General features: G+C 38.5%; 15 protein-coding genes and 2 tRNA genes. 12 read left to right on the top strand and 5 right to left on the bottom strand.

Annotation, left to right across the window (positions count from 1 at the left end; all coding sequences use genetic code 11):
* Positions 1-18: 18 nt before the first annotated feature.
* From IFO69_RS11740 to IFO69_RS11725, 4 genes are all read left to right on the top strand, one after another.
* A complete protein-coding gene (locus tag IFO69_RS11740) occupies positions 19-1,233 on the top strand; it encodes a BaiN/RdsA family NAD(P)/FAD-dependent oxidoreductase (RefSeq protein ID WP_192010290.1) in 1,215 nt (404 codons plus the stop codon).
* Complete coding sequence (locus tag IFO69_RS11735) at positions 1,230-1,607, top strand: hypothetical protein (protein ID WP_192010289.1); 378 nt, start codon at positions 1,230-1,232, stop codon at positions 1,605-1,607. Before IFO69_RS11740 ends, IFO69_RS11735 begins: the two co-directional genes overlap by 4 nt.
* A 70-nt stretch (positions 1,608-1,677) precedes the next feature.
* Positions 1,678-2,640, top strand: a complete 963-nt coding sequence (locus IFO69_RS11730) for a YheT family hydrolase (protein WP_192010288.1) — start codon at positions 1,678-1,680, stop codon at positions 2,638-2,640.
* A gap of 114 nt (positions 2,641-2,754) precedes the next feature.
* A complete protein-coding gene (locus IFO69_RS11725; protein ID WP_192010287.1) occupies positions 2,755-4,263 on the top strand; it encodes an FMN-binding glutamate synthase family protein in 1,509 nt (502 codons plus the stop codon).
* 30 nt (positions 4,264-4,293) lie between these two features.
* On the opposite strand, the gene lhgO is transcribed toward IFO69_RS11725, so the two are convergent.
* On the bottom strand, positions 4,294-5,496 hold the full coding sequence (gene lhgO / locus IFO69_RS11720) for an L-2-hydroxyglutarate oxidase (protein WP_192010286.1): 1,203 nt from the start codon (positions 5,494-5,496) through the stop codon (positions 4,294-4,296).
* A 257-nt stretch (positions 5,497-5,753) separates the two neighbouring features.
* On the opposite strand from lhgO, the gene IFO69_RS11715 reads away from it, so the two are divergent.
* Positions 5,754-6,362: a hypothetical protein gene (locus tag IFO69_RS11715; RefSeq protein ID WP_192010285.1), complete on the top strand. Its 609-nt coding sequence runs from the start codon at positions 5,754-5,756 to the stop codon at positions 6,360-6,362.
* Between the two features lie 56 nt (positions 6,363-6,418).
* Complete coding sequence (locus IFO69_RS11710) at positions 6,419-7,276, top strand: formate/nitrite transporter family protein (protein WP_192010284.1); 858 nt, start codon at positions 6,419-6,421, stop codon at positions 7,274-7,276.
* Positions 7,277-7,312: 36 nt separating this feature from the next.
* On the opposite strand, the gene IFO69_RS11705 is transcribed toward IFO69_RS11710, so the two are convergent.
* The 3 genes from IFO69_RS11705 to IFO69_RS11695 all read right to left on the bottom strand — a co-directional run bounded on the left by IFO69_RS11705 (position 7,313) and on the right by IFO69_RS11695 (position 11,651).
* Positions 7,313-8,497, bottom strand: coding sequence for a class I SAM-dependent rRNA methyltransferase (locus IFO69_RS11705; protein ID WP_192010283.1), 1,185 nt, complete (start codon positions 8,495-8,497; stop codon positions 7,313-7,315).
* Between the two features lie 87 nt (positions 8,498-8,584).
* Positions 8,585-10,204 (bottom strand): ABC-F family ATP-binding cassette domain-containing protein, encoded by a 1,620-nt coding sequence (locus IFO69_RS11700; protein WP_192010282.1) that lies wholly within the window; start codon positions 10,202-10,204, stop codon positions 8,585-8,587.
* A gap of 211 nt (positions 10,205-10,415) precedes the next feature.
* Positions 10,416-11,651: a Bcr/CflA family multidrug efflux MFS transporter gene (locus IFO69_RS11695; RefSeq protein WP_192010281.1), complete on the bottom strand. Its 1,236-nt coding sequence runs from the start codon at positions 11,649-11,651 to the stop codon at positions 10,416-10,418.
* A gap of 453 nt (positions 11,652-12,104) precedes the next feature.
* Here IFO69_RS11695 and IFO69_RS11690 point away from each other — a divergent pair, with 453 nt between their 5' ends.
* Together IFO69_RS11690 and IFO69_RS11685 are read left to right on the top strand one after the other, a co-directional pair.
* The gene (locus IFO69_RS11690) at positions 12,105-15,161 is read left to right on the top strand and encodes a PKD domain-containing protein (RefSeq protein ID WP_317173455.1); all 3,057 of its coding nucleotides are present in this window, start codon (positions 12,105-12,107) and stop codon (positions 15,159-15,161) included.
* A 483-nt stretch (positions 15,162-15,644) separates the two neighbouring features.
* Positions 15,645-18,737 carry a hypothetical protein gene (locus IFO69_RS11685; RefSeq protein WP_192010279.1) on the top strand — a complete coding sequence of 1,031 codons (3,093 nt, stop codon included), beginning with the start codon at positions 15,645-15,647 and terminating at the stop codon, positions 18,735-18,737.
* A gap of 981 nt (positions 18,738-19,718) precedes the next feature.
* On the opposite strand, the gene ilvA is transcribed toward IFO69_RS11685, so the two are convergent.
* Entirely contained in the window at positions 19,719-20,969 is a 1,251-nt protein-coding gene (gene ilvA / locus IFO69_RS11680) for a threonine ammonia-lyase IlvA (protein ID WP_192010278.1), read from the bottom strand.
* 300 nt (positions 20,970-21,269) lie between these two features.
* Here ilvA and IFO69_RS11675 point away from each other — a divergent pair.
* From IFO69_RS11675 to IFO69_RS11660, 4 genes are all read left to right on the top strand, one after another.
* Positions 21,270-21,343, top strand: a tRNA-Asp gene (locus tag IFO69_RS11675).
* Positions 21,344-21,372: 29 nt separating this feature from the next.
* Positions 21,373-21,446: transfer RNA gene (locus tag IFO69_RS11670), tRNA-Asp, on the top strand.
* 360 nt (positions 21,447-21,806) lie between these two features.
* Positions 21,807-22,412 carry a DUF502 domain-containing protein gene (locus IFO69_RS11665; RefSeq protein WP_192010277.1) on the top strand — a complete coding sequence of 202 codons (606 nt, stop codon included), beginning with the start codon at positions 21,807-21,809 and terminating at the stop codon, positions 22,410-22,412.
* 224 nt (positions 22,413-22,636) lie between these two features.
* The gene (locus tag IFO69_RS11660; protein WP_192010276.1) at positions 22,637-23,584 is read left to right on the top strand and encodes an acetyl-CoA carboxylase carboxyltransferase subunit alpha; all 948 of its coding nucleotides are present in this window, start codon (positions 22,637-22,639) and stop codon (positions 23,582-23,584) included.
* Positions 23,585-23,657 lie beyond the last annotated feature (73 nt).

Raw genomic sequence — 23,657 nt, 5'->3', positions numbered from 1 at the left:
CTCAATATTTTTACACTTATGTTAAAAATAGGAGTAATTGGCGGTGGTGCAGCTGGTTTTTTTGCTGCAATCCATGCTGCCAAAAATGGAGCTGATGTTACAATTTACGAGAAGACCAACAAAATACTATCAAAGGTAAAGATTTCCGGCGGTGGGAGATGTAATGTTACTCATGCTGCATTTCAGGTTTCTAAGCTCATTAAGAATTATCCCAGAGGGGCAAACTTTCTCAAAAAAGCCTTCAAACAGTTTCAGGTAAAAGATACCGTGGAATGGTTTGAAAGTCGTGGAGTAAAGTTAAAAATTGAAGCTGATGGTCGGATGTTTCCCATTTCGGACGAATCCCAAAGCATCATAGATGCCCTAAGTAGAGAAGCCGAAATTCTGGGTGTAAAGGTTTTGTTAAAAAGTCCTGTTCATAAAATAGAAAAAAATGGAGATGGGTTTTTATTATATTTAAATGAAAGAACAACCAACGTAGATCGACTTATAGTAACTACTGGGGGAAGTCCAAAACTGGAGTCCTACAAAATTTTGGCTGACTTGGGCCATACCATTGAAGCTCCAATTCCTTCATTATTTACTTTTAATTCACCAGATGCTGAATTAAGAAAATTGCCCGGAATATCCGTACCAGATGCTTATGTGAGATTGGAAGGTACCAAGTTGGCTTATCAAGGACCTCTACTGATCACCCATTGGGGGATAAGTGGGCCTGCCGTGTTAAAATTATCTGCATTTGGTGCCCATTGGTTACACGATCATTCCTATCGAGCCAATGCTCATATTAGATGGAATGCTGCATTGAAGGAAGAGGAAATTAGAAACGAACTGCAGACTTATAAACACAAACACCCTAAAAGAAAGGTGGTATCACATCAACTGTTTGATTTGCCAAAACGCTTATGGGAACATTTAATTGATAAATCTGATATTTCCAATTCAAACACATGGATGGATATTAACAAAAAGCAAATAAATAGTTTGGAACAACAAATTTTTTGCTATATCTTGCATGTACGAGGGAAAACAACCTTCAAGGAGGAGTTTGTTACGGCAGGTGGGGTAAAGCTCAGTGAGGTGGATCCTACCACGATGGAAAGCCGGCTGGTACAGCATTTATATTTTGCTGGAGAGGTATTGGACTTAGATGGAATTACAGGTGGTTTTAACTTTCAAGCGGCTTGGACCACTGGATTTATAGCAGGAGTTTCTCCAAATTTGAAAATATGAACAACGGGGCAACATATATGGTAAGTAGTAGGAACATTAACATGGAAAAAGTTCAAGAAATGTCTGAAGGAGATTTGGCATTTCAAAAAGAGCTTCTGCTCGCAATTTCCAATTCTGTATCTGAACTTAAAGAAAGGTATCGAGAAGCCATTGATAGAAAAGACGAAGAGCTTATCCATCAGGCTCGGCATAAAGTTCGGCCTACAGTTACCATATTTGAACTCAGAAATTTAAGTGAGGTTTTGGAGGATGGTAGAAAACTAATTGCTGCTGCTGGTATGGATGCCAATTTTGACAATCATTTTCAAGAATTTTTGAAAGCTACCGATAACTTGCTTCGAGATATTGAAGAAGGTGATTTAGGGATTAATTGATTTAATTAATTTTTTTCATTTTTCAAGATAGTCTAACTTGTGCTTCGATTTATTTAGCACAAATTAGCTCATGCCTTTAATAACAAACTCATCTTACCCAGGACCTCCAGCACTATATTTCAATGGTCATTTTGAGACTATATTTCCCAGTATTTTCAGAAAGGTAGAAGGTGTAAGCTACCAAAGGGAGCGCATAACTACGCTCGATCAGGATTTCCTAGATTTGGATTGGAGCAATGTGGGTAGTGAAAGCTTACTAATTATATCCCATGGTCTTGAAGGTAGTTCAGGAAGACATTATGTGACCGCTTTGGTCAAGCTTTTCAATCAAAGAGGTTATGATGTTTTGGCATGGAATAACCGCTCCTGTAGTGGAGAAATGAACCTGAGCCAAAAAATGTACCATCATGGAGCCTCATATGACTTAAAAACTGTGGTGGACTATGTTTGCAATGCTTACCCTTATGAGCATATTTATTTGGCAGGGATTAGTATGGGAGGAGCCCAAACGCTGAAGTATCTAGGTGAGGAGAATGTGGATATTCCGACTCAGATTCGAAAAGCAGCGGTATACAGTACCCCATGTAATTTACCAGACAGCGCTGCCACCCTTAAGTATTCCAGTAATTATTTCTACAGAAATAAATTTTTATCTAAGTTAAAAGTTAAAATGGTCCAGAAAGCCGAGCAATTTCCTGGACTGTTAGACTTAGAGTTACTGGAGAGAGTGAAGGATTTTGACACTTTTGACACTCATTTTACAGCCAAACTCCATGGATTTGAAGATGCCAATGATTTTTACCACTCTGTTAGTGCTGACAATTGGATGAGCAAGATTATTATTCCTACATTAATTGTAAATGCTTTAAACGACCCTTTACTTGAAGGAAGGTGTTATCCAATGGAATTGGCAGAAAGACATTCCAATATTTATTTGGAAATGCCCAAACGGGGAGGCCATACAGGTTTTGCTTTGAAAGGAGAGGAGTTTACTTGGGTAGAATACCGGATGTTCCAGTTTTTGAACTCCTAAATAGATAGTAGTATCTATAAGTAAATTTTGGCATGATAGGGCATATTTTTAGGTGACTAATTAGTTTTTCATCGTCGTGAAAAAGCTTATCTTTAATCATTAAACTCAAAAAATATGCGCTATCTTTTTTATAATATAACCATTATCCTCATCCTGTTAATAGCTGTTTTATCCTATTATTATGAGCAATGGATTTGGGCATTTATTGTTGTAATTCCATTGACCATTGTAGGAGTTTATAATCGGTTTCAAACAAGACATACAATCCTTAGGAATTTTCCTCTATTGGGATATTTCAGGTATATGTTTGAAATGATCGCCCCTGAAATCCAGCAATACTTTATCGAGAGAAGCACAGATGGAAAGCCTTTTAGCAGAAACCATCGGGCTTTAGTATATCGAAGAGCAAAAAACGTGAATGATACTCATCCATTTGGTACGCAATTGGAAATCACTGGTGAAAATTATGAAGCAATCAGACACTCTATCTATGCCACACCTCCTGTGACCAAGATTCCACGGGTAATAGTAGGCAGTAAATTATGTCAAAAACCTTACAGCGCTTCAGTTTTGAATGTATCGGCCATGAGTTTTGGGTCTTTGAGTAAGAATGCCATTTTGGCTTTAAACAAAGGTGCAAAGAAAGGCCATTTTTATCACAATACAGGAGAAGGTGGATTATCTACATACCATCTGGAAGGAGGAGGAGATTTGGTTTGGCAGATTGGTACAGGGTATTTTGGATGTAGAACAGAAGATGGTGATTTTGACCCTGATAAATTCAAGGAAAGAGCTGCTCATGAGCAGGTTAAAATGATAGAAATCAAAATTTCCCAGGGTGCTAAACCCGGGCATGGAGGAGTACTGCCAGCTGAAAAAAACACACCTGAAATAGCAAAGATTAGAGGTTTAAAGCCTTATACAACTGTGATTTCTCCTCCCAGTCACCGGAAATTTTCTAATCCTCAAGGGTTGGTTTCATTTATTTCAGAACTGAGAGAGTTAAGTGGTGGGAAACCTATTGGGTTCAAGATTTGTATCGGGCGGACAGAAGAGTTCATAGACCTTTGTGCCGAAATGAAAAAATCCGGAATTGTTCCTGATTTTATTACGGTGGATGGTGCAGAAGGGGGCACAGGTGCCGCACCGCTGGAGTTTTCAGATTCTGTGGGAATTCCTTTGGAACCGGCACTGATATTTGTCAATAGAACTTTGGAAAAGTTTGGGTTGAGGCAAGAAGTAAAGGTAATTGCCAGTGGAAAGGTGCTGACTGCTTTTTCAATATTGAGAATGCGGGCTTTGGGAGCTGATATTTGTAACTCTGCTAGGGCTTTTATGTTCAGCGTGGGCTGTATTCAAGCTTTGCGCTGCAATACTAATGATTGCCCAACAGGTGTGGCCACCCAAAATAAGATGTTGGTAAAAGGACTAGTGGTGGATGATAAAGCAGAACGGGTATATAATTTCCACCGAAATACCATGCATGCTGTTTTGGAATTATTGGGAGCCTGTGGCGTAAAACATACCAATGAAATAGATATCAGCATGTTTGTCAAGGGTGATGAAATGGTTGCTCTAACCAATAAATATTTCCCAGACTCTGTATTGAATAGGGTAGATTAAAAAATAAAAGGAGGTCATTGACCTCCTTTTTTAGTAAAATCTTTTTAGTGCCAACTCAGCGACAGTCCCGCCTATGGATAGAGAACTGGTTGCTGCAGGACTTGGAGCATTCAGTACATTGATGGCATGTGCATTTTCTGTAATGGCAAAATCGTCCAAAAGTCCGCCTGTCCTATCACAAGCTTGGGCGCGGACACCAGCTCCACCATCCACCAAATCATCTTCTTTGATGTCTGGGATCAATTCCTGAAGCGCTTTAGTGAATGCTGCTTTGGAAAAAGAACGGTAATATTCTCCTAATCCTGTTTTCCAATACTTACCAGCTACCTTTTGTAGACCTGGCCAAGTGATGGATTCTTTGAATTCCTTTAAGTTGAAGTCTGTTCTTTTGTAACCTTCTCTTTTGAAAGCCATTACGGCATTTGGACCAGCTTCTACGCCTCCTTTCATCATTCTGGTGAAGTGAACACCTAGGAACGGGAAGTTGGGATCAGGAACTGGGTATATAAGGTTTTTGACCAAATATTCTCTTTCCTTCTTCAACTTATAATATTCACCACGGAAAGGAATGATCTTGACATCTAAATCAAGCTCTCCATTCATGTCAGCCACCTTATCAGAGTACAATCCAGCACAGTTGATAACCAATCTGGATATTAAGGTTTTACTTGAAGTAATTACTTCGATTAGATTATTTTTATGGTTGATTTTCAAAACTTTATGGTTTAATAATACTTTACCGCCAATAGTTTTGAATTTTTCACCATATGCTAAAGCTACCTTCTTATAGTCCACAATGCCAGTTTGCGGAACATGCAAAGCAGCCACTCCCTCACAATAGGGTTCGTAGTGTTTTAACTCGTCCAATGAAATCTGCCTGGTACCTTCCAAGCCATTTTGAATTCCTCTTTGTAGTAGATTTTGGAGTAAAGGAATTTGCTCACTTTTGGTAGCAACCACTACTTTCCCAGTCAGTTCAAAAGGAATATTTTCTTCTTCACAAAAGCGAATCAATTCATGGTAGCCATTGATGCAATTGGTAGCTTTTAGTGAACCTGGCTTATAGTATAACCCAGAGTGGATTACCCCAGAATTGTTTCCTGTTTGATGTTTGGCCAATTCATTTTCCTTTTCCAGAATAGCCACATTCAAGGAAGGGTTTTGCTGTATTATTTTCAGTCCAGTGGCCAGCCCTACAATGCCGCCACCAACAATTGTGATATCGTATGTCATATAATTGGTTAGTCAGGGAGAGTCAATCAATAAATCAATCAATGCAATTACATTAACAGTTACAAATATACACTAACTATGTCAGATAGATAAAGCTTACCACGGCAATTCATGGGTTGATGGGTGGTAAAATAATGCAAAGAGTTGAACCAGTTGGTAATCAGCGTGTAAGAGTAGATCATTAACCAATATCTCAAATTGTGGATAAAATTATCTATGATTATCACTAGTTTTGGAGAAAATTTAACTACCAAGATATGAAAATTAAACTACTTTTAGCCAGCTTAGTTATTGTTATTGCCACACTTTCCAATGCTAATGCCCAGTCAAAGTCTGATATATATTACAATATTGGAGGAGGGATAGGAGCGGAAGGAAATGTAGGTATTCCCGGAATCAACATCAGCAATGATTTGAATTATTACCTAAGCAAGAGCTTGTCCCTAAATCCTTCTCTGTTATTTTTCCAGTCAACAGATTTTTCACAGAAAAAAACGGCTTCTAACCCCTATCCAGAGTTGGCCGATAAGAGCACAGCGCTTTTGATGAACTTTGCATTTCAAGCAGATTTACTGAAGACCAATTATGGCTTGCATGTGGGTTTAGCAGCTGGGCCTTCCTATCATTATGGGGTAGATAATTATTTTAGGGGTTATGGTAATGATGAGCACAACGTATTGGTTTCAAAAGGGTACCAAAGAATCTCAAGAAGCCAAGTTGGACTTCTCACGCAACTGTCTTTTGATTGGATAGGAAACCAAGCCAATCGTAAACAATCTATTGATATTTCTGTGACTGGTTATGATGGCTATTATGGTTGGCATGCTATGTTGACTTATAAAGTAGGGTTTCTTCTAAAGAAGTAACTATTATGCCATTTCAGGAATGAATTTTGTGCTATTTAGCTTTTAATAACAGCTTTATGGCCAACAAAGAAGAAGAGAAAAAACAAAAGAGCATTGACTCTGAACTGAATAAATCTGGTTCTATCTCCAGTGATTCGACCAAATCCCATGGAGAAATCCTAAAGCAACAAATCACGGAGGGACTAGAGACCTATGATCGTAAACCAAGTAGTCTACTGTTGAGTTCGGTGACAGCTGGTCTGGAGATAGGTTTTAGTTACCTGTTGATTTGTGCTGTTTTCTTCTTTTGTTCTGGTTTTCTTTCTGAAGAATATTGTTACAAACTAATCTCCTTGGTATATCCAATTGGGTTTATAATGGTGATCTTGGGTCAGTCCATTTTGTTTACCGAGCAGACATCCTTGTTGACTTTGCCTGTGTTGAATAAGAAAAGGAGTATCTGGAGTTTATTGAAAATTTGGGGCTTGGTCATTTTCGGAAATATGATAGGGGGGTACTTGATTGCATTGTTACTGATTTGGATAGGTCCTAGGCTGGGCATGTTTGACTTGGAGACTGTAGAAAAAATAGCTCTGCATGTAACCGATTTTCAATCAATTGTCATATTCAGTAGTGGGGTGCTTGCCGGTTGGCTAATGGGCTTGCTTTCATGGTTGATGACCTCTTCTAGGGATACCTTGAGTAGAATTTTCATCATTTTCATCATCACAGCGACCATGTCCTTTACAGGCTTACACCATAGTATAGTAGGCAATGTAGAAGTATTTTCTGGCTTAATAAGCTCTGAACAGATCAATTTACTGAGATACCTTAACTTTCAGTTTTTTGCACTATTTGGCAATGCAGTTGGCGGAGCAGTTTTTGTTGCTTTGTTAAAGTACAGGGCTTTTGTCTATAATATAGATATTAAATAATAAAGCCTCTTCTAATTAAGGAAGAGGCTTTATTCGTTAGGCTACATAAAGGACCAAACCTTTCAAATATTCCGTTTCAGTATGATAGATGTTGATAGGATGATCGGCAGGCTGGGAGAGATACTGAAGGATTTTAACTTCTCTGCCAACTTCAATTGCTGCTGCAGTGATCGTATGGGCAAATAGTTGCTTGTCCACTACCTGAGAGCAACTGAAGGTAAACAGGACTCCACCTGGCTTGATGTGCCTCAGTGCTTCTGCATTTAATCTTTTATAAGCTTGAACAGCATTGTGTCTAGCTTTCATATTTTTGGCAAAGGCTGGTGGGTCTAGGACAATGACATCATAATCCTGCTCGATTTCCCTGATGTATTTTACCACATCCGCTACTTTGGATTCATGCTTGCCTTTTAGTTCAGGGTTGAGGACCAAGTTCTTTTCTGTTAATTCAATGGCCTTAGCTGAGATATCTACAGAGTGAACTTCTTTGGCGCCAGCTTCTAAGGCTGCTATAGAAAAACCACCAGAGTAACAGAAGGTGTTCAATACTTTTTTGCCTTTGCTATAAGACCCGAGTAGTTTTCTGTTTTCTCTTTGATCAATAAAAAAGCCAGTCTTTTGGCCCTTTTCCCAGTCGATTTCATATTTACTACCATTTTCAACCACAATATTGGTTTTAGGCATTCCAAACAAAAATTGGTTATCAACTGCCATTTGACTTTTAGAAAGCGTCTCGGCACTTTTATCATAGACCGCATCCAGTTTTTCTCCCAAAACTTTTTGTAAAGCAATTGAGATATCGTTTTTGTGCTCATACATACCGATGGTATGCGCCTGAATTACAGCTGTCCCATTATAATAATCAATGATCAAACCCGGTAGTTTGTCCCCTTCTCCATGTATCAACCTAAATACATTTGTTTGTTCACTGTCTACCAAGCCAATTTTTGACCTCATTGAGTAGGCTGCTTGGATTTTTTCTATCCAGAAACCCGTGTTTATTAGCCGATCTTTAAATGAGATTATTCTTACTGTGATAGAGCCTTGCTGGTAATGTCCAATGCCCAAAAAATCGTTGCGGTTACTGTAGACACTTACCAATTGGCCATTAGTGATTCCTTCATCAGCCTTGGCAATGGCACCGGAGAAAACCCAGTGGTGCTTTCTCTTCAAGGATATTTCCTTGCCTTTTTTAAGTATGATTTTGGGATAATTTGTCATATTATTTGAAGATAAAAATCCCTTTTTGTGTTTGGCTTCATACACCAATCAAAAAGGGATTTATCAGTTTATGTATAAAAAAAGCGATTAACCTTTTTGGTACATTTGATCTCTCAAGGCTTTGATTTCATCGCTTTCCAAATAATTATCATAGGACATTCTTCTATCTATGGTGCCATTAGGGGTAAACTCTACGATTCTATTGGCAGTAGATTGAACAAAGGCATGGTCATAAGATGATAACAATACAGTACCGTTAAATTCTATGATAGCGTTGTTAAAGGCAGTGATTGACTCCAAGTCAAGATGGTTGGTTGGTTCATCCATGACCAATAGGTTTGGATTTTGCAGCATCATTTTGGAAACCATACATCTCACTTTTTCACCCCCAGAAAGAACAGAAGCAGATTTTAAGGTTTCCTCACCGGTAAATAGCATCCTGCCCAAGAAAGTTCTCACGTAAGCTTCTTCCTGATTAGAGGAATACTGCCTTAGCCAATCGATAAGGTTTAGGCTTGTGTCAAAATATTTGGAGTTGTCGTTTGGAAGGTAAGCCTTATTAATGGTAACCCCCCATTTGAATTCTCCTTTTTGGACAGGAATCTCTTCCATGATTGTCTGGAAGAATTTATTTACAGCTTGTTTGGTTTTGGAAATAAAGGCTATTTTATCTCCCTTGTCTACCATTAGGTTGACGTCTTTGAAATATACAGTACCATCATCTTGTAGGCTCAGTTCCTCTGTCATGAAGATTTGGTCACCAGCTTCTCTTTCTGGTTTGAAAATAATACCTGGGTATTTTCTCGTAGAGGGCTGGATTTCGTCCACATTAAGTTTTTCGAGCATTTTCTTTCTTGCCGTAGCTTGTTTGGACTTAGCCACATTGGCAGAGAATCTTTCAATAAATTGCTGAAGTTCCTTACGCTTCTCTTCCACCTTTTTGTTCTGGTCAGTTTTCTGCTTGGCAGCCAGCTGGGAAGATTCATACCAGAAGGTATAGTTTCCAGAATATATTTTAATCTTACTAAAGTCAATATCAACGATATGAGTAGATACTGAATCCAAGAAGTGACGGTCGTGAGATACTACGATTACGAGGTTCTTGAAATTAACCAAGAAGTCCTCCAACCAGCTGATGGTGTCGGCATCCAGATCGTTGGTGGGTTCATCAAGGATCAAGATATCAGGATTTCCAAACAGCGCTTGGGCTAGCAAAACCCTTACTTTTTGGTTACCGGCAAGCTCCTTCATTTGGACGTAGTGAAGATCTTCAGAGATGCCAAGGCCAGAAAGCATGGCCGCTGCATCTGATTCAGCATTCCAACCATCCATTTCAGCAAATTCCGCTTCCAATTCAGAAGCCCGAATACCATCCTCTTCAGAAAAGTCAGGTTTTAAATATATCGCATCCTTTTCTTCCATGATCGAATAAAGCTTTTTATGGCCCATGATGACGGTTTTCAGGACTTCGATTTCATCAAACTCAAAGTGGTTCTGTTTCAAAACAGCCATACGCTGTCCTGGAGTAATATTGATACTTCCTGATGTACTGTCCTGATCTCCGGAAAGGATCCTTAGAAAAGTAGATTTTCCGGCACCATTTGCGCCGATAACACCATAACAATTGCCTGGAGTGAATTTGAGGTTTACTTCGTCAAAAAGGGTTCTTTTTCCGAACTTTAGGGAAAGATTATCAACTGAAATCATGAATTATTTAGCTTCTATTTTTACAAGTGCCAAAGATACAAATTTTATTGGGGCTGGGAATCAAATTAGCTGTTAAATCAAAAGAGAGAAGAGCCTTTATTTGAAGAAAGCTTCTACTGTTTTATTATATGGGATTGTGGATGTAAAAAATCCCGGGAACTGAAAATCAGAACACCGGGATTAATTGTATAAATCGGCTGTCAATCAATATTTATATGGCCATGGAGTGTTGTTCTTCTTCTAAGGCCTTTCTTTTTCTTTCTGTTTTTTTTAAGTAAGTATCCACAATTAATGTCAGTAATCCACCTATTGCACAGAAGCTCATCATGATTACCATTGGGCTAGCAGTATCATTGTGGAAAATACTGACGGCTGCAGAAACCACACCACCCATTGCCATCCTCATACTTCCCATCATGGCAGCAGCGCTTCCTGCATTTCTGGAAAATGGAGCCAGAGTCAAGGCAGCAGCATTTGGGTTACACAAACCATGTCCGGTTAGGAAAACAAACATGAGTGTTATCAAAGTATAAACATTCAACCAATTGTTCCAAACTCCAAGGATCATGATAAATCCAATGATGGTTTGATAAGTCAAAGCCACTTTGATGATTTGCTCACTGCTGAATTTCTTTAGTAATATATGATTCAACTGAGTGGATCCGATCATGGCCGTAGCCAATAAAGCGAAGATCCAGCCGTACTGCTGTTCAGAAACTTGATAGATGTTCATAAATACATCAGCAGATCCAGAGATGTAAGCAAAAGGCGCAGCACCAGCAATGCCACCAATCAACATATATACCAAGAACTGACGGTTTTTGGTTACTTCCACATATTTCTTTACAACCTGGTTTGGCCTTAATGAGATTTCATTGTCCGGAGTGGCACCATCAGGTAGGAAGAAATAGGAGGCAACAATGATTACCAAAGTAATGCTGGCTAGGATTAGGAATACCGTATTCCAAGAATAATGGGCTGTTACATATCCTCCAAGCGTAGGTGCGATCATTGGGGAAACCGCAATGACCAACATTAACAATGCCATTGCCTGGGCGGTTTTGTTTACTGGAAAAACATCCCTTACCATAGCTTGGGCAGCGACCATCCCGGCACAACCTCCGATCGCTTGAAAGAAGCGCATGATAATTAAGTTTTCAACATTTGTAGTGTAAGCACAAGCAATTGACGCCAATACATAAATGATGAGGCCAACGTACAAAGGTTTTTTTCTTCCAAATCGATCCAATAAAGGTCCATAAAACAATTGACCGATGGCAATACCAATCAGATAACTTGTAAGAGAAAGCTGCACATTGGCAATGTCAGTCCCTAAGTTCTTCGCAATGGAAGGAAAACCGGGAAGGTACATGTCTATCGAAAAAGGGCTGATAGTGCTCAATGCACCCAAAATTAGAATAATTACAAAATACTGCTTCTTGCTCATATCGCTTTCTCTTTATGCTCACATTAAAAAAATAATGCGATTTAATGTAAACATGATTATATTCTGCTTAGTTCGTAAAATTACATATGTTTTGTTGATTATTTATTAAAAATGAATTGATTGTGATATATATATATTAATGAAAAGTGTGGTTTTGTAGAATTATATATGTTGAATCCATCAGCAAAGAGTTGATTCATTAGGGTAACTGTTCTTAAAGAGCAATTATAGTTGTTGAGAAAAAAAATTGAAAAGCGATTCAATAAGTGTATAATTGCTAAATTATGCTACAAAAGAAAGTAGTATTTAGAGAATTTTACTTGATCGATAGTCTCTGTCAATTGATAATCACTTTATTAGCTCCTTTAATTCATGAGAACATTTAAAGTACTTTTTACTTTAATTTTGCTCAGTTTACTAATAAACCGAACGTCCTACGCTCAGTTAACCACTGTGGGAAAAGAATTTTGGTTTGGGTTTATGGAAAACAATACAGATGGCCAAAATGGAACGGCAGTAATTGTCATTTCTGCGAATGAACCCGCTCAAGGAACAATTGATTTAAGTAATTTTCAAGCGGGTTTAACCTATAATTTTAATCTGCAAACAGGCCAGAACTATACCTTAAGAATACCAGAGTCCCAACAGGATCTGTTACACAGAAACTCTGGTAGAATTGAGAATAAAGGAATTCATGTTATTTCTGACGGAAAAGTTTCTGTTTATGCTTTCAATGAAAGGTTAAGAAGTGCTGATGGAACTGTGGTGTTGCCTGTTTCTACTTTAGGAAAAGATTATTATGTGGCATCTCACTATGAGACCTCACCTGGAGGTAATCTGGGAGTGAACTTCAACGAAAACGATGAAAGCTTGATGTTGGTTGTCGGGGTAGAAGACAACACAACAATAGAAATCACACCAACACAAAGAACCCTTGATGGAAAAGCAGCCAATTCGCCATTTCAAATCGTATTGAACACAGGTCAAAGCTATCAACTCAAATCGAAAAGTGACTTGACAGGAAGTAGGGTGAGGGTAATTGGTAGTAATGCGGATGATTGTAAAAATATTGCTGTTTTTGGGGGAAACAAATGGACAGGGGTAGGAGAGTGTGGCTCAGCAAATGACCACCTATTTCAACAAATATATCCTATCAATACTTGGGGACTTGAATTTATCCACATTCCTTTGAAGGATAGGTCATCAGGAGAACTGGTAAAAATTATAGCGGCTGAGGATGATACCCAAATAAGTTTTGATGGTGTGAATGTGGCTACTTTGGATCAGGGGGAATTCAGAAGTTTTAATTTTGGTCCTGGCGACATCAAGTTTATCAAAGGTAACAAACCCATTTCAGTTACTGTGTATTCGAAAAGCCAAGCCTGTAATATTGGATCGGCACTCCACTCTAATCTAGGCGATCCTTTTATGATCTCTTATAGTCCTAATGAACAACTGCTCAAAAGTATCACTTTTGAAGCCATGAATGTGGTGCAGATACAATATAGTTATGTAAACATTATAGTCGCCACTAATTCTGTGGATAAAACCATATTGGATGGAAATTTAGTAGCGAATGAGTTTGATCCTGTCCCCAGTAATCCAGCATATTCTTATGCCCGGATAAATATTGGAAGTGGTTCTCATAAGCTGGAGAATAGTGATGGTTTTATTGCTTATGTTTATGGTTTTGGTGAAATAGAATCGTATGGCTATTCTGTGGGAGCCAGTCTGGAAAATCTAAATTTCTTGGTGGAGCCGTCCTATGAATTTAAAGTAAATGGTGAAAATGTAGCTTGTCTTGACCAAGAGTCAGTATGGAGCATTGAACCTGAAAATCCCATTTTCACTTATTTTACTTGGGATTTTGGTGATGGTTCTCCCATAAAAGTAGGCCAAGAAGTTGACCATACTTTTGAAACTTCTGGAAACTATACAGTGAAAGTTGTTGCTTCAATTAGTGAAAATTCCTGCGAACAACAAGAGAATATCGCCTTTGAGGTGGATGTTTTAGAAACGGTTGGTGAGCTGGATGGTCCTTCCATGGTTTGTCCAGATGTTGAGGAGGTTACCTATAAATTGGTGAATACGGAAAATATCGCCAGAGCAGAATGGGAAGTTTTTGGTGGCACAATAACCAGTACAACCGACTCAACTGCTACTGTTTTATGGGGTGAAACTAGTGATAATGCATTTATCGTTGCCTCTCCATTTACTGAGGAAGGTTGCCCCGGGGAAGTCATCCGAACTGATGTGATTATTAACCAACGCATAGAGCCTTTAGCACCTGAAGGAGAAACATCTATATGTTTTGATATCAATCAAATTCATTTGTATACAGTTTCAGAAATAGTGACCAACAGAACTTATCAATGGTACATTCAGGGAGGCCAGATTGTTTCTGATGAAGATCAATCAGAAGTGGAAGTTATTTGGGACACTCCTGACCTTTCAGGACAAATATGGTATGAGGAATTTAGCCAGTTAGATGCCATGTGCTCGGGTGTTTCAGAAGTTTTAAATGTTGTGGTACACCAAGCATTGGTGAGCAATTTTGAGGTTACCGATGTCCTATGTTATGGTGATAACAGCGGAAAAATTCAACTAGATGTTGAAGGAGGGGTTTCTCCCTATCGCTATGAGTGGAGTCATGATGCCAGCCTTAATCAAAATATTGCCAGTAATTTAGCTGCGGGGGATTATAGTGTCATTGTGACCGACAGTGAAGGTTGTCAGGTCAGTCATGAAAGCATTGTAATCAATCAACCTGAAGATCTTTTGGCTAATGTTACATCAATTAGCGGGACTAGTTGTTATGGAAAATCAGATGGAAAAGTGAGTATTTCGGTAACTGGCGGAGTGGGACCATACCAAATTGATCATGAAAATGCTTCCATCCAAGGCGGAACCATAAACTTATCTGAAGTAGCAGGAGGAGAGATGGTGTTTACACTTACTGATGCAAATGGTTGTGATATCCCTATTCTAGTAACTGTACCGAGTCCGGAGCCACTGTTGGTGGATGTAGAAATAGTTAAAAGAAGTTGTCCTGGTGAAGCCAACGGAGAATTATTGGCTGTGCCAAGAGGAGGAAATGATCCATTTACCTTTACCTGGGATTACGAACAGAGCCAGGGGGCTACATTGAGTGGCATTCCAAAAGGTATATATACAGTCGAAGTATTGGACAATAATGGATGTATTAGCATAGGATCGGCAGAACTTGAGGAAGAAGCCCCTGATGTCAGGTTGCCAACTGGCTTCAACCCTAATGAAGAAGGAGTGAACAGCCTTTTCCAGCCTATATCCAATTGTTCTTTAGACTATCATTTATCCATTTACAATAGGTGGGGAGAGCTGATATTTAAGGCAAAAGAACCTTGGGACGGAAAGATTGATGGTAACGTAGTTGCTGATGGAAGTTATACCTACCTATTGGAGTATAATTTTGTTTTGGAAGGGGAGAGCCAAACCGTCCAAAAGAGAGGAGTTTTTACAGTTTTAAGGTAATTCATAACTTATTTTAATCGGTAATGAAGTTAATTTATTTCTTTTCCTTCACTTTTAGGGACTATATCCAAATTACATTACCTTATTAGTATCTGGTGATTTTTTACCTAATAGGTGTTGATATTGTCAAGTTCTTTTTTTTTAGGTCAAACTTTAAAATATATTGCATCAAAATTATTTTTAGATTTTTCAATTTAATTTTTTGTTTATAAATGTAAATAAAGTGTGCCTCTGTAGCACGCATTCAAGGTTTTTTGATGAACTAGAGCATTCTTCTTTTCACTTTTATCCAGTATATTAAATTAATAATTGACAAAATTGGCAATCGGGAAGATCTGTTAAGTGAGGCTTAAATGTTCATAAGCCCCTGCCTGATTTTGGATATTGTGAAGAATGAAATCACCAACTATTACCAATTTATATCCAATTTTTCATATGAAGATCAGGGTGTATGTATATTTAATATTTTTAATGTGGGTTGGAATGTCATGGCATACTTACGCGCAGCTCACCACTGTTGGTAAGGAATTTTGGGTAGGTTTTATGGAAAACAACACCGATGGGTTAAACGGAAGAGCCGTTATCGTGATTTCTGCTAATGAGTCTGCTAAAGGTACCATTGATGTGAGTAATTTTTTAAATGGCTTGACTTATCATTTTGACTTGCAAAAGGGAGAAAGCTACACCATGAGAATCCCTGAGTATGATTTGGATTTACTTCATCGTAGTTCTGGTATTATAGAAAATGGAGGAATTAACATTACTTCAACAGGAAATATTTCTGTTTATGCTTTTAATGAAAGGTGGAAAAGTGCAGATGGAACTGTGGTTTTACCAAAAAGTACTTTGGGAAAGGATTATTTGATCACCTCTCACTATGAAGTGACCCCCAATAATATCCCAGGTCAAGACATGAATCAAAATGATGAAAGCCTTTTTTTAATTGTTGGGGTAGAGGATAATACCCGTATTGAAATCACTCCATCCGCAAATACAATAGATGGCAAAACTGCTGGAATGTCTTTTGAAATAACCTTAAATTCTGGTCAAAGTTATCAACTAAAATCCAAGGCGGATTTGACAGGTAGTCGGGTAAGGGTAGTAGGAAGTAGTTTGGAAGATTGTAAAAATATTGCTGTTTTTGGAGGAAACAAATGGACGGGGGTAGGGGAATGCGGCTCTGCGCCCGATAACCTGTTTCAGCAAATGTATCCACTTAATACCTGGGGAAAATCTTATATTCATGTGCCCTTGGAAACACGTTCTTCAGGGGAGTTGATTAAGGTGGTAGCTTCCGAAGATAATACAGTAGTTAATATTGACACTGATTTTGTAGCAACTTTGAACAAAGGTGAATGGAAAGCATTCGATTTTGGTCCAGATAAATTGGTAACTATTAATTCCAACCATCCCATTTCTGTGACGGCTTTTTCAAAGAGTAGAAACTGTAATGTTGTAGGAGACCCATATTACGCTTTTGGTGATCCCTTTATGATGAGTTACAATCCTAATGAACGATTATTGGAGGACATAACTTTTGAGGCAATGAATGTAGTGCAAATCTCTTATCATTTTGTTAATGTGATCGTAAAGAAGTATGCGGTAAATCAAACGGTTTTGGATGGAAATAATATTGCCCATGCCTTTCAGCCAGTACCGGGCAATACAGAATTTTTTTATGCTAAGATCAATATTAGCGGAGGTGTACATCACTTGAACAACCCTGAAGGTTTCATTGCTTATGTCTATGGTTTTGGGGACTTGGAGTCCTATGGATATGCTGTGGGCGCAAATTTAGAAAATCTGGAATTTGAGACAGCTAGCCATTACGAGGACTTTGAAGTGACAGGGGATAATGTGACTTGTTTGGGAAATGAATTTTCTTGGACTGTTAAAGCTTCAGATCCTCGATTTGATCATTTTACTTGGTATATCGGTGATGATAACAATGGAATTGAAGGTGATAGTATCAGGTACTTATTTGAGGAACCGGGGAATTATCAGGTCACTATCCTAGCAAGCGACGGAGAAATTATCTGCAATGAATTAGAGGAAATTAGATTTGAGGTAGAAGTCTTGGAAACCAAGGCTGTAATAGAAGGTTCTTCTGTAGTCTGCCCAGCAGATAATCAAGCCAAGTATCATCTTTTGGAAATGGACAACATATCAAAAACCGAGTGGTTGATCACAGGAGGAGAAATCATTGAATCTGATTTGGCTTCTGCCACTGTATTGTGGGATGCTTCAAGTGACAGTAGTGCTTTAAGTGTTATCCCTTATACCTTAGAAGGATGCCCAGGAAATCCAATCGAGAAGGAAGTGAACTTTTTGATGATGGCTCAACCCGGTCCTCCTATTGGCCCAACCGAGATCTGTTATGATCTGGAGATATCACATTTATATAAGGTGAATGAACATGATGATACTTATGGTTATCAATGGCACATAGTAGGAGGGGAATTTGTTTCTGATTCCGATGGTAAACAAATAGAGGTGAGGTGGAATACACCCGAAAGTCAAGGTGAATTATGGTATGAAGAGTTCAGTTTGGAGAATCCCAATTGTATAGTAGCTTCTGAGAAGCTTGAAGTAAAAATTCGTAGTGATTTTTCAGCAAGTTATAATTCAGAGAATGTTAGATGCAATGGGGCTAGTTCAGGTAAAATAATGATCAATCCAGTTGGTGGAATAGCTCCTTATAGTTATACATGGAGCCATGATAAAAGTCTTACAGGACCACAAGCTGTAGGTTTAAAAGCAGGAAGTTATTCAGTGGAAGTGTTGGATTCTCTAGGCTGTAAAACATTTGTTGATAACATTCAAATCGAAGAACCAGAAAAACTAGGTACCACTATATTGTCCAATCCTGGGACTTCTTGTTATGGGAATGAGGATGGAAAGGTGATTTTGAAGGTATTCGGAGGAACTCCACCTTTTTTTACAGATTTTCCAAATTCTAGCGTAGTTGGTGACCAAGTTTATTTAACCAATTTGACTGCAGGCACACAGAATCTTGAAATATACGATGCTTTTGGATGTGTTTTAAGTTATGAGTTAAACGTTCCCCAGCCTGAACCACTAACCATTGAAGTTGAAGTCTTACATAGGAGCTGTCCTGGAGAAAGCACTGGAGAACTCTTGGCCGTACCATCAGGAGGAACATTTCCCTATCAGTATACCTGGGATTACCGAAGTGTAATTACTTCAAGCTTGTCGGGAATCCCTGATGGTAATTATATGGTAACTGTTCAGGATGCCAACGGCTGTATAAGTTTTACCAATACCATGTTAGTAGAAATGGAGCCCCAAGTGAGGATGCCAACAGGATTTGATCCAAATGACACAGCAGATCAAGAGCTTTTTGGGCCAGTATCCAATTGTCCGGTAGACTTTTTCTTGATCATCTATAGCAAGTGGGGTGAGCCTATCTATGCTGGCTCAGAAGGTTGGGATGGTATGATTAAGGGAAAAGCAGCTCTGCCTAGTACCTATTCGTATTTATTGGAATACAGTTATACTATTGATGGAAAGTCCTACCAAGTTCAGAAAAGGGGGGCATTTACCATAATTAATTAATCTGATTACCCGAAACGACGCCAGTGACCTTTAATTCATTGCTTTGGTAGTCAGGTGTCCGAAGACCGAAGTTGTGGATAACTTAATCAAAATGATCATTTGGACACCCCTTTAGTCTTTACTTGAATAACTGTGGGGATCCATTTTTTATTCTATATATCCGCTATTTCACCAGTACATTTACCCCTTCAAAACATTCTCTCAAAAACAGCTCAGATCTCATAGAAATGATTGTTTAATCCTTTCTACTGCCCTTGCTAGGTCCATGGAATCTCCGTTGCGGGACGGACAGGCAGTGGGAGTCAGGTTACTGGTGTGAAATTGGTCCATATTAATGAATGTAACATTTTTAACATTGACTCTTTAACCCATATTTAACCCCTAGTTAAGCCGTGTTTATCCCGTGTTTATCCCGTGTTTATCCCGTGTTTCTCTTATCAGTGATTCAGGCTTGTCTACACCTTAAGTCCTGGAAAAACTTGGGTACATCCCTTTCAATGTTTTGGTTATAAGAACCTTGGGAATCCTTCTGTCCCTCATCGCGATAAGCCAATATTTTTCCAACTATTAAGGAGCTGAATGGATGATTTGATTTTTCGAATTGTTGGGGGATCAGATACCTCAGATAAGATTTTCTTACAACATATTTCGATGAACACAAAGGTTGCTATCCTACTTGGGTCAAATTGTAGCATCGGGCTTTAATAAATGCATACTGAAGAACGGCTACATTCTAAATGCTTGAGTTGATCCATTTAATAGTTTAAACAAATGATTTATGTGCAAGGAAACATTTTTAATAATAGGTACATCCGCAACTGTACCAGAAAAGATTAAAAGCGAATGGAAACGATCGTTTTGTTTGATTGAGGTATCCACTGCTTCAGGCTTCAGTTCTATCTGGCAGTTAGACAGGCTTCCGACCACTTAAGCAAAGAATGTATGGTTACTGGCGTCATTGCGGAAAATCAGATTGTTTAATTACATCAACAGTGTTAGTAAGTCAAGGTTGTCATTCAGGTAATTATATTTGAACCTATTTTCTTTTAACCTCTCAAATATTTCAGAAAGGTCATTAGGGTTTTTCAGTTCAATTCCAACCACTGCTGGACCATTTTCCCTGTTATTCTTTTTGGTAAACTGAAAATAGGCGATGTCATCATTTGGTCCCAAAATTTTGGAAACAAAGTCTTTAAGGGCTCCTGGACGCTGTGGAAACTGAATCATAAAGTAATGCTTCAATCCTTCATATATCAATGATCTTTCTTTGATCTCAGCAGTTCTCATAATGTCATTGTTGCCACCACTAACAACACAAACCACATTTTTACCTTTGATCTTTTCCTTATCATAAAGAGAAAGTGCTGCCAAAGTCATCGCACCAGCAGGTTCTACCACTATTCCTTCATTGTTATAGAGGTTTAGGATCGTGGTACAAATTCTTCCTTCAGGCACCAAAAGCATTTCGTCCAGGTTTTTTTGGCAAATAGCAAAAGTAAGATCACCTACTTTTTTGACCGCTGCGCCATCTACAAAGCCATCTATTTCCTCCAGAATGGTATTTTTGTAGTTTTGAATTGAAGTCAACATGCTGGGGGCGCCTTCAGGTTCAGTTCCTATTATCTTTGTTTCGGGGCTTTTTCGGCCAAAATAGGTAGAAACTCCAGCGGATAAACCACCACCTCCAATAGGAAGAAACAGAAAATCCACAGGAAAATTGGCTGCCTCTAAAATTTCCTTTCCCACGGTTCCCTGGCCTTCTATAACTTTATGATCATCAAATGGGTGAACAAATACGGCACCTTTATTGGAACAATAGTCTGATGCTGTTTTGAAAGCATCGTCATAGGTATCTCCGCTTACCACAACCTCGACCATTTCTTTACCAAACAATTTCATTCGGTTGATTTTTTGGGCGGGGGTAGTGGAAGGAATGAAGATAGTTCCTTTGATCCCCAACTTTTTGCAAGCAAAAGCAACTCCTTGGGCGTGATTTCCGGCACTAGCACATACAACCCCTCTTGATTTTTCTTCTTCAGTCAATGAAAAAATCTTATTATAAGCTCCTCTTATTTTATATGATCTTACAGGTTGAAGGTCTTCTCTCTTTAAATAAACATTGCAGCCATAGTCTTCGCTTAGCTGTTCATTGAATTGTAAAGGGGTGAAGTTGGTGACATCACTTAAAACCTGGCTTGCGGTATTAATACCCTCAAAAGTAACTGGATTCATATTTAGATGAAGCTGAATTTTACAGACAGCAAATATACGGGCATAATTATGCTTAGTGAAATTAATTGAATGTTTAGTGAATTAGGAATTTTAAGAAAGTAAAAAGACCATAAAACATCTATTGAAGGATTAAAAACGGTCAGAACGGGTTTACATTAACTTTTTTTTGAAAATTATTAACCTGAAAAAGAGGAAGGTAAGGCTTTGGGGTCTTTTTTTTTCTAAAGAGGTTTTGCATTAAAAATAAGAACTACTACCTTTGCATCACTTCAAACGAGAAGAAAACATAAAAAGCAATACGGAGTGGTAGTTCAGTTGGTTAGAATGCCTGCCTGTCACGCAGGAGGTCGCGGGTTCGAGTCCCGTCCATTCCGCTTAATTTCTTAAAAAATTCCAATCATTAGGAGTGGTAGTTCAGTTGGTTAGAATGCCTGCCTGTCACGCAGGAGGTCGCGGGTTCGAGTCCCGTCCATTCCGCAAAAGCCTTACAGCAATGTAAGGCTTTTTTGGTTTTAAGCAGACTTATGTTAAGATTCGGAAATAGCGATCAAGTTAAATTTCTGGATCAAGCAATATTTTTATAAGAGAGGTATATCGGTGTTAAGCTTTAATGGTCCTCTACCTTAAAGTTATTTTTAACCACGGACAGAAATGAAAGATGGTAATGGAGGCATTTAGCTATCAAAATATTCTTGTATCCTCAACTTTTCCGTTTGATCCAAAATAATTTTTGAAAAGGGTATATTTATCAGGCTAGCGCATGCAATTCGCTCAAAACTTGATTATTTTAGATAAAATACTACTTACAGATTAATCATTTTTACTTACCCAAACGCTATGAAATTAATATTGGATTTTGTCAACAAGACCTTGAAGGGAGGTCTTTTTTTTCTGATCCCTTTAGTACTTGCATATATGTTGCTGGGAAAGGCCATCCATCTCATACAACCATTGGCCAACAAACTGGCTGGAGTAATGGATCCTGCCCAAGAAAACTTTCTGGATTTCAGCTATGTCGTGGCAGTGATTCTCTTGGTGATCATATGTTTTGTTTTTGGCTTGATGGCTTCATCGGTAATCGGTGCGGATTTTGTGAGGTGGATTGAAAATCACATTTTGGTGATGTTCCCCGCCTACAGGTTGATGAAGAATACTTTTGAATCAGCTGCCGGGATTACCAAAAACGATAAACTCCCTGTAGTGCTGGTTCCCATTGATGGTTTGATGTTGGCCTTTCTAATTGATGATCTGCCAGATGGGGATAAGTTGGTATTTGTGCCAGGCTCACCAGATCCTTGGTCAGGAAACTTAATTATCTTTAAAAAGGAACAGGTTAAGGAAACCAGCCTTACTCAGCCAGAAGCTTTAAGGATATTAAAGCAGACAGGCATTGGAGAGAAACAAGTTATTGCCAAAGGGGTTTATGGTAAAGAGAACATCTAATTGGATATATAATTTATCGTTCAAAGAGTGAAGACAATTTTCAGAAAAATTACTTAAAAAGTAATTGCCTCTATCCCAAAACTAAAAGGTTGATATTAAAACATTTATAATTATCTTTCTAAGATAAATTTTGATGAGAAGGGCCATAATTTGAAAGACAAGGGAGTCAATGATTTTACTTCGCGATAATCTTTTTATCTTTGTCATGGTTAAAAAATGAAAACATGGTCTTAGAATTTGAAAAGCCGATTGCTGATTTAGAGCTTAAACTTCAGGAAATGAAAGGATTGGCTGAAGGTAAGAAACTTGATTTGTCTGCCGATATTCAGTCTTTGGAAGAAAAAATACAAACTTTGAAAAAGGAAACGTTCCAAAATTTAACCAGATGGCAGAGGGTTCAACTCTCAAGACATGCTGATCGACCATATGCCTTGGATTACATTTATGAAATCACCAATGATTTTATAGAGCTTCATGGGGATAGAAATGTAAAGGATGATAAAGCTATGATTGGTGGCTTGGGAGATATAGATGGAAGAACAGTGATGTTCATAGGTCAGCAAAAAGGACGTAATACTAAACAGCGTCAAGAGCGTAATTTTGGTATGGCCAATCCAGAGGGCTACCGTAAAGCGCTTCGTTTGATGAAAATGGCGGAGAAGTTTGGGAAGCCTATTGTGACTTTAATTGATACTCCAGGTGCTTTTCCTGGTTTAGAGGCAGAGGAAAGAGGGCAAGGAGAGGCCATTGCTAGAAATATCAAGGAGATGTTTATGCTGAAAGTGCCTGTAATTTGTATCATCATTGGTGAGGGAGCATCTGGTGGTGCGCTTGGAATTGCCATTGGAGATAGGGTGATGATGCTTGAAAACTCATGGTATTCTGTGATTTCTCCTGAAAACTGTTCCACTATTTTGTGGAGAAGTTGGGATTACAAGGAGCAAGCCGCAGAGTCTTTGAAATTGACAGCTACTGATATGCAAAATAATAAGTTAGTAGATGGTATCATACCTGAGCCACTAGGTGGAGCACACAAGGACATGAAGGGGATGGCCGGTATTTTGAAGAAAAGTATTTTGGCAGCTCTCAAAGAATTGGATAAAATAAAACCTGAGAAGAGAATTGAAGAAAGGATCAATAAATTCTCTCAAATGGGGGTAGTAAATGAGTAAATACTACCAAGATATATACAAAAAACCTCTGCTAAAACAGAGGTTTTTTTGTCTAATTCACTTTAAATTATTC

Origin of the sequence: Echinicola arenosa (assembly GCF_014841125.1) — a bacterium.
GTDB classification, from domain to species: domain Bacteria; phylum Bacteroidota; class Bacteroidia; order Cytophagales; family Cyclobacteriaceae; genus Echinicola; species Echinicola arenosa.
The sequence above is the reverse complement of the archived record's forward strand: the minus strand, read 5'-3'. Positions and strand labels throughout refer to the sequence as shown.

Excerpts from the sequence above, each read along its gene's own strand:
- IFO69_RS11685 (WP_192010279.1), top strand. The coding sequence starts at position 15,645 with ATGTCATGGCATACTTACGCGCAGCTCACCACTGTTGGTAAGGAATTT.
- IFO69_RS11700 (WP_192010282.1), bottom strand. The coding sequence starts at position 10,204 with ATGATTTCAGTTGATAATCTTTCCCTAAAGTTCGGAAAAAGAACCCTT.
- IFO69_RS11665 (WP_192010277.1), top strand. The coding sequence starts at position 21,807 with ATGAAATTAATATTGGATTTTGTCAACAAGACCTTGAAGGGAGGTCTT.
- IFO69_RS11740 (WP_192010290.1), top strand. The coding sequence starts at position 19 with ATGTTAAAAATAGGAGTAATTGGCGGTGGTGCAGCTGGTTTTTTTGCT.
- IFO69_RS11715 (WP_192010285.1), top strand. The coding sequence starts at position 5,754 with ATGAAAATTAAACTACTTTTAGCCAGCTTAGTTATTGTTATTGCCACA.
- IFO69_RS11730 (WP_192010288.1), top strand. The coding sequence starts at position 1,678 with ATGCCTTTAATAACAAACTCATCTTACCCAGGACCTCCAGCACTATAT.
- IFO69_RS11660 (WP_192010276.1), top strand. The coding sequence starts at position 22,637 with ATGGTCTTAGAATTTGAAAAGCCGATTGCTGATTTAGAGCTTAAACTT.
- IFO69_RS11710 (WP_192010284.1), top strand. The coding sequence starts at position 6,419 with ATGGCCAACAAAGAAGAAGAGAAAAAACAAAAGAGCATTGACTCTGAA.
- ilvA (WP_192010278.1), bottom strand. The coding sequence starts at position 20,969 with ATGAATCCAGTTACTTTTGAGGGTATTAATACCGCAAGCCAGGTTTTA.
- IFO69_RS11705 (WP_192010283.1), bottom strand. The coding sequence starts at position 8,497 with ATGACAAATTATCCCAAAATCATACTTAAAAAAGGCAAGGAAATATCC.
- IFO69_RS11735 (WP_192010289.1), top strand. The coding sequence starts at position 1,230 with ATGAACAACGGGGCAACATATATGGTAAGTAGTAGGAACATTAACATG.
- IFO69_RS11695 (WP_192010281.1), bottom strand. The coding sequence starts at position 11,651 with ATGAGCAAGAAGCAGTATTTTGTAATTATTCTAATTTTGGGTGCATTG.
- lhgO (WP_192010286.1), bottom strand. The coding sequence starts at position 5,496 with ATGACATACGATATCACAATTGTTGGTGGCGGCATTGTAGGGCTGGCC.
- IFO69_RS11725 (WP_192010287.1), top strand. The coding sequence starts at position 2,755 with ATGCGCTATCTTTTTTATAATATAACCATTATCCTCATCCTGTTAATA.